Annotated in this window: 3 protein-coding genes and 1 pseudogene; all 4 read right to left on the bottom strand. The window is 55.4% G+C overall.

Features of this window, described 5'->3' with window-relative positions:
• Positions 1-1,124, bottom strand: a pseudogene (locus HMPREF2928_RS08105) (gluconolactonase); the annotation flags it as partial.
• A 376-nt stretch (positions 1,125-1,500) separates the two neighbouring features.
• Positions 1,501-2,382, bottom strand: a complete 882-nt coding sequence (locus HMPREF2928_RS08100; protein ID WP_070688184.1) for an S-layer homology domain-containing protein — start codon at positions 2,380-2,382, stop codon at positions 1,501-1,503.
• 445 nt (positions 2,383-2,827) lie between these two features.
• The gene (locus tag HMPREF2928_RS08095) at positions 2,828-4,660 is read right to left on the bottom strand and encodes an S-layer homology domain-containing protein (protein WP_070688182.1); all 1,833 of its coding nucleotides are present in this window, start codon (positions 4,658-4,660) and stop codon (positions 2,828-2,830) included.
• 419 nt (positions 4,661-5,079) lie between these two features.
• Complete coding sequence (locus HMPREF2928_RS08090; protein WP_070688180.1) at positions 5,080-7,119, bottom strand: hypothetical protein; 2,040 nt, start codon at positions 7,117-7,119, stop codon at positions 5,080-5,082.
• Positions 7,120-7,326: the final 207 nt, after the last annotated feature.

Below are 7,326 nucleotides of genomic sequence, written 5' to 3'. Positions count from 1 at the left end.
AGAGCCTTGTACTCCACCTTGGGAGCAAACGGGCTGGGTCGGAACGCCTGAGTGTACAGCGCACTATGAAACAGCACGTTCTTGCCAGCCCGCAGATCATCAAGGGTCAGCGGGGGCTGACCCTGTTTCTCGGTAAACATGCCAATCTCATAATTCACCTCATAACGCTTCTCGTAACTCGGAGCACCGGGGAAGGGGACGCGAGGCTCGTAGTAGTTCTGCAGCTCACCGGGCTTGACCCTCAACTGAGCATTCAGGGTGCCGTTTTCAGCAATGGTGAAATCCTTACCCTCCTCAAAACGGAGCAACACATCCTTAGCAGGCAGGAAATCACCGTCGTCAGGAACACCCCGAGAAGTAGCAATATAAAACACTACTTTGCCGTGCTTCTCACGCCACTCCTTGGTGTAGCCCCAACCCTTCACATGGATGGTGCCGCCCTCAGCGGTGTACAGATACGGATCTTCGCCGTCGTACCGGTACCTGAACGTAACCTTTTGCGGGGTCTTACCCGGAATATCCGCAGCTGTCGTGCCGTCAGAGCCTTCGAAATCCAGCTCCTGGGTAGCAAGCAGGGTACCGCGGCCCTCGGGTGCCTGACCCACGACGGGGGTAATAAACTCGTCGCCCTCGTAGCCGTTGTTACCCCACACCTCGATAACATAATCTTTTTCTTTATCCAAGGTGTTTGCCGGAATCTTCGCCGTACCGTGAATGTAGCCGCTCTGGTAAGCGAAAGCCAGATTCTCGTGGTTATATTCAACGATGTCGCTAACCACCAGAACCGGGGAATTCAAACCCACCTCTCGCACAACAACCTGAACACCCTTCGGGGAGTTAAAATCACCCTCAAACCCCCAACCCCAGAAGTCCAGAACCTGATCCTTATCAGTATTCTTCAACGCGTTGTAGCTCAAGTGAGGATAGAACTCATCAGAAGTATCAGTGGGATTCTCACGGACGCGATCACCCGGCAGAGAACCAGCCGCTGCAGGAATATCTGCAGTAGCATTCTGGGCAAGCGCCGGAGTCACCGGCAGAATAATCGCACCCGCCAGCGCCAGTGCACTGCAGCTGCGAGTTGCATACAGGAGTGAAGACTTAGAGTTCGGAAGAGCGGACATAAACATTCCTTATCGGTCATGTCCATTGCGCCGATGCAGGTTCTAAATAGGAATGAGAAATATCCGTCGAATCTGCGCCAACCCAATGAGAAGTGGTTGAGTGTCCCCATCGGTTCAGGAAACACTCTCACCCTAACAAACCTTCAAGTAGAAATTGGTACGTTACTCAAGAAAAACTTGAACCTTCCGAAATATTTCACTGCGTGCATGATGCCGCGCACAGGAAACCCAAAACCCAGGCGGCCCCAACCCCCAGACAGCCCCGCGCACAGTCCTCAAAATACGAGCGGCCCCGCACCCCTCAAACGGGAGTACGGGGCCGCCAAATACACTAACCAAGCACTAAAACGAAGCGTGAAACGAGGAAGGGCGAAAACTAGGAAGTGCGGAAATATAGGTACATCATCATCGCAATACGACCACGAGAGGTCTGAGTCGTCGGCTCAAAAGCATTACCCTCAGACACCGTCGACACGCCATGGCGAGACGCCCACACAATCTGACGGTAGAACGGAGTCGCAGACGAAACATCGCTAAACGGGGAAGTACCCGACATCTGAATCTTCTGCGCACCATCAGCACGGTACAGAAGCGCCGCAGCGGAAGCATTCGACAGGTGCGCCTCCGCATGGAACTTACCATCAACCCAACCGGAGGTAATACGCTCCTGACGCGCCCACAGGTACGCATCATAATTCGGGTCAGACTCATCAACATCCGAATACGGCGAATGCTCCGGACGAGTCACCGCCGGCGAACCCGCCAGCTTATAGAACATGGTGATCAACTCGCCACGAGTCACCGGATCCTCAGCACCAAAATGGTCCTCAGAAACCGGCTCCATCGTCTGGGTACGAACAGCCCAACGGATACCCGCATAGTACGCAGAATCCTCAGGGGCATCAGCAAAAATAGTGTTCGCATCCGGCGCGGTCACGGACGGATGCAGAATCTTCGGGCCCTGGGTCGAAGAACTCGACACCAGAGCAGAAGTAGAAATCGCCGAAGCGGTCGCCGGCGCAGCAGTATCCGCCGAAGAAAGACGCGCCTCCGACGAATCATAAAAAGAGAAAAGAGGTGAGAACGGCAGATACAAAACACCCGCCAACGCCACAGCGCCAACAGCCAGCTCAATACGGCGGCGCTTACGCTTCTTCGACTCAGCCTGAGAAGAAGCCTCGGGGGTGCCCTCCGGTGCCAGCAGAGGTGCAGAAGAATTATGGGCAGTATCAGTCGACTGCTTAAAATTCTGGGACATAAATCCTCAATGTGGTTGATGTATCGGTGTGTGCAGGGCTCCCTCTAGTTCTTCTACGCACCCAGCCGGATAAGGGTGCGCACTAAGGGGGCGCAACAGTCCTAAGCATAAACCACAGCTTGAAAAATATTAATTTACACTCCACAGAACATTCTTGAAAAGAGGGGAGTAGAGCACCCAAAAATCCGCCCAATAGCGGGTGCCGCATGAGGCGCGCCCCACATGCGGTACAGCCCACACTAGCGTGGTAACCGCCAAAAATACGCCGAAAACCGCGGAACATTAGCGGACAACAGCCCCACTCACACCCCTACAGACACCTCATAAACACCCCGCAAGAGCACAGAAAAGCCGGGCCAGCGGCGTTGAAACCAATGTTTCATCGCCGCCAGCCCGGCATAATCCATAGACCCTAGAGGCTAGCTTTAGCGAACCTTATAAAGCCCTAGCGGACCTTGTAGTTCATCAAGAAACCAGCCAGCTCACCACGGCTCACCAGCGCAGACGGGTGGTACTCAGAGCCCGGGAAAACCTGTAGCTTCTGCTGCTTAGCCCAAGTAATCTCACGGTAGAACGCAGAGCCGACCTTTACATCGGTGTACGGCGCCTCAGTCGCAACAACCGGCTTCTTACCATCGAAACGGTACAGGAACGCCGCAACAGTAGCGTTAGAAACAGACGCATTCGCGTGGAACTTACCATCAGACCAGCCGAAAGTAATGCCCTTCTGACGAGCCCAAATGTACGCAGTGTAGTTCGGGTCATCGGTCTTCACATCCGGGTACGGGCTAGTAGCCGGCAGGGTAACCTTCGGGGAACCAGCCATACGGTACAGTGCAACAGTCAGCTCACCGCGGGTCGCATCATCATTAACGCCGAACCAATCCTTCTCACGAGAATCAATCAGCTTCTGATCAGCAGCCCACAGAACAGCCTTGTGGTTCGCGTGAGCAGCCGGAACATCAGCGAAACGCTCACGAGCCTTCTTGTTCGCAGACTCACCGGTCAAAGTCAGGTAATCAGCCGCGATGCGCTCGCTGTCACCATCGGCGTAGTTCACGGTCACGAAAATAGCGTAGTGGCCATCAGCGTCCAGCTTGGTGCCGTCAACGTTAACGGTCGTCTCAAACGCGCCGGTTGCCACGCGGTCAGCGCTCAGAGTGATGCTATCCAGAGCCTCACCGGTCGGGTTGCCGTCAGCCTCAGCCTCAGAGAACAGAACGTTCACGGTAGCGCCAGCCGGAACCTTGAAGTCCTTACCCTTTACACGGATAGTGGTCGAAGAGCTCAGATCAACCTTGTCAGTGCTCAGGGACACCGAAGGCGAAGCAGTCTTAGCGTTCTCGCCGTTCACCGGAACAAACGCCTGAGTGCTCAGTGCCTGGTTGTTCGCCTCATCGTTATCTTCCGGAACATTGAACTCGAAAGTCTGCACAACGTAGGAGCTACCGGACTTCAGGGTACCCGCCGGGATGTCCAGAACAGTCGAGAAGCGGCCGTTGGTGTAACCCATGTACTGGCCGAAGAACGCAGAGTAGGAGGTGAACTTAGCCTCCGACTGAGCCAGCGCGGGGCCGGTCGCCTTGCCGGTCGCCGGATCAACCGCACGAACCGCAACAATCAGCGACTCGCTACCGTTGTACGAAATGTTCTGGAAGCCAGCACCGTTCACAGTGACCTTAGCGTTCTCAGAAGCATTCACCGACGAAGCGCTGTACGACAGGGTAGGGGAATCAACGGTGGGAACATCCGCAACCTTCAGTTCAGTACGAACCTCATCCGCGGGAATCCAGCCGTCTTCAGCGTCATCGCGGTAACCGAGCACAACATCGAAGGACGAGCCATTGGCCTCCAGATAGTTAGCGCCGATAGAAGCGGTCAGGTTCACGGTGCCGTCAGCCGCGAAAGCGGAGGCGGGAACATCCTGAACATAGAAGGGGTAATCACGCGGACGGTGCGGCGAGAAAGCAACGCTTTCACCCTTCGGAACAACGTACAGGCGGAACGACTTGCCCTTAACGAAGTCCTTGGAGAAACCGGAGCCGCTAACCATCACGTTGCCGCCCTTGAGAATATCAAAAGTGCCGGAGGTAACCTGCAGACGCTGAGCACCCTGAACCTCACCCTGCTCAACAGCCTGGGCTGCTATCGGAGTAGCAGGTGCGGCAAACGCGGGAGAGAGGGGCAAGAGCATGGCGCCCGCCAAAGTGAGGGCGCAGCCGCTCTTAGCCATGTTTTTGGGTAGCGCAAAGCGCATGTGGTTGGGAAGTGAGGACATTGTTATCCAATCAGTTTTTATCGGTGTCACGCATCGAGTGTGGTGCGCATAAACACCGTAGCAAATAGTTAAGACGTGCTGGAACCTGAAAGGTCATCAGCGCGAAAAATGTCTGTGTGTTTTATCGCATGTCTTAAGGTGAAGTATAGCTTTAAAAAGTATGTGCATGACGTGGAAAATATGCCTAAATATTGTGCTGATAAGCACAAACACTGGTCACTGTACAAAAAAGAAAGCACAAAAAACCCACCGCATTCGAAAAATTCGCACCTATGCAACCTCTGCAGGTTGAGAATATTCACAATGCGGTGGGCAAGGCAACATAAAAGTCACCCACAATAAAAGTGGCACATAAACAGGGTCGTAAAGTTGCCTATTTGACGAAAGCTACCCAAAATAGCTAACCCCACGGCGAGACACTATGTGAGACGGCTGCCGCCGTGCTCCATGCGGTACAGCATGACCGAGAACTCCGAAGAAGAAACAGTATCCGAACTGAAACCCTCGGCGTAGCGGCGATCATAATCCGTATAACCCCAGATGAACTGCTGAGTAGCCCACAGCGACTCCCGCCAGAATGCAGTATCCGTACGCTCATAATCGGACCAATGCGAACGCGAAACCCGGACCGGAGAATCACCCGGCACGCTACTGTTCTTGGGCACAGACGAAGACGGCACACTGCTCGACTCCGGCGCAGGAGCCGGGGCAACCATCCGCTGGTACCTGTACAGGAACGCCACCGCAGAACGCGTCGAAAGGGCTGCCTCCGGGTGGAACTTACCGTCCGCCCAGCCGAACGTAATACCCTTCTGACGAGCCCAAATGTATGCGGCGTAGTCCGGGTCGCTTGTCGCCATATCCGCATAAGGACTGGTTGCAGGCAGCTCAACATGAGGTGCGCCCGCCATACGGTACAGCGCCACCGTCACATCGCGGCGACTCAGCACAGTCTTACTCTCGTCCAGAAGAGCCTGCTGCTTAACCCACTCGACAGCAGCCTTCCGCTCCTCAGCAGTATTCGCCAAGAGGTCAAGATTCTCAGAAGCCACCGGCTCGACCGCATCCGCCACGCCATCCTTGCCGGGGATTACCTTCTCCAGAACAACCCTGTAAGACCCCTCATAATTCAGCGCGCTACCGGGGACGTTCAGCGTCTCCTCAGCGGCACCATCGTGGATGCGCTCAACGGGAATAACCTGCTCCAACGCCTTCTCGCCGGTTGGCTCGCCAGAATCATCCGTCGCTTGAACCGAGAAACGGTAATGGCCATCGGTAAGCTTCGAAAGATTCGAGACACGTGCGGTGAGAGTATTCATCTCCTGATACGGGTTGATGCGCTTATACGGAATGTACAAATCCGGACGCGCTACAGGCTGGTCAGGATTCGGCTGGTTATCGCTCGGCTGCCCCGACCGCACCGGAAGGAACTGCGCAACACTGGTCAGCAAGCTACCGCTGTACTCCTCCTTACCCGGGTGAGGCAGATTAGAACCGTAGATACCAATCATGTAGAGCCTGCCCGGCTTCAACGTACCCGCCGGAATCGTCATCTTCGTGCCGAAATAGTTATTGCGAAAACCCGTACAGTGATGCAAGCAGTTGCCCGTCAACGGAACAACATGGGAGAAAACGGGGCGTCCCATAATCTTTCCCGTAGCCGGGTCTGCCTCATACAGAGTGATGTACGCCTGGCTGTCGTACCCGCCTACGATGTTCGGGGGAAGAATATGGTAGCCCTCAACCGTCAGAGTCGTATCCTGCCACGGCTTGTCAATCGCCGAAATGCTGTAGCGGTACGTCGGTTGGTCAGGCTCAGGGTCGCGCACCGTGGGCAAAGGAATTCGTGCCGTGATACGAGGATCATCGTACGGATAGTCGTGTGGGTCAGGCTTATCGGACGGGTAGTAGGTCAGCGCCACGTCGAAGAGGGTATCTTCTGGAACCATCATCCACTGCTTCGGGATATCAAGAGTGAACGTGACGCTCCCGTCAGGATTATCGTGTGCCTTACCCTCAGCACGGAGGCTGGCAACCTTGCTGCCGTACTGCGCCTCAGGAAGGGGATCGCCGTAATGTGACTGAAGGTAATTCTTACCGCGCTCCACAATGCCGAACTCATACAGCGTGTACTTTGCGCGGAACTCGGCACTCAGCGGCGCGGTGGTCACAGAGACAGTGCCGCCCTCAGAAATGTTGAGGGTACCCGAGGTGAGCTTCATGCCAACCGGGTTGTCAGGTTTCTTCTGCTCGTCTGCAGGGGAGGCGGGTGCAGCCTGTGCCGGTTGCGCCTGCTGCTCAGGTGCTGCCTGGGCCGGTGTTGCGAGCGCCGCCGGAGTAATACCGGCAAGCGGGCTCAAACCCAGCAGCAATGACAGGCTGAGCGCGCGGGCGCTCGCCGGGTGGCGCGGGGTATCAGAATGGTGCGAGGCACCTCGTGGTGTGAAGAATGAAGACATCGTTATCCCATCTACAAAAAACTGTACGGTGAATGAAGCGGGCGAGTAGATGAAGCAAGTGAAGAAGTTGAGCGGATAAACCCTGAGAAGACCCCCAAAAAACAGGGGAGAAGAAGCCCCGTAAAGCCTGGTGCTGGGCAAAAGAACTCGCAGAAGGCAGGGAAGAAAAACCGGGGTGGCACCGGCGGGCTGAAAAGTCGAACTACG

The organism is Rothia sp. HMSC072B04 (assembly GCF_001813725.1).
In the GTDB taxonomy this organism is placed as follows: domain Bacteria; phylum Actinomycetota; class Actinomycetes; order Actinomycetales; family Micrococcaceae; genus Rothia; species Rothia mucilaginosa.
The sequence above is the reverse complement of the archived record's forward strand: the minus strand, read 5'-3'. Positions and strand labels throughout refer to the sequence as shown.

Excerpts from the sequence above, each read along its gene's own strand:
- HMPREF2928_RS08100 (WP_070688184.1), bottom strand. The coding sequence starts at position 2,382 with ATGTCCCAGAATTTTAAGCAGTCGACTGATACTGCCCATAATTCTTCT.
- HMPREF2928_RS08095 (WP_070688182.1), bottom strand. The coding sequence starts at position 4,660 with ATGTCCTCACTTCCCAACCACATGCGCTTTGCGCTACCCAAAAACATG.
- HMPREF2928_RS08090 (WP_070688180.1), bottom strand. The coding sequence starts at position 7,119 with ATGTCTTCATTCTTCACACCACGAGGTGCCTCGCACCATTCTGATACC.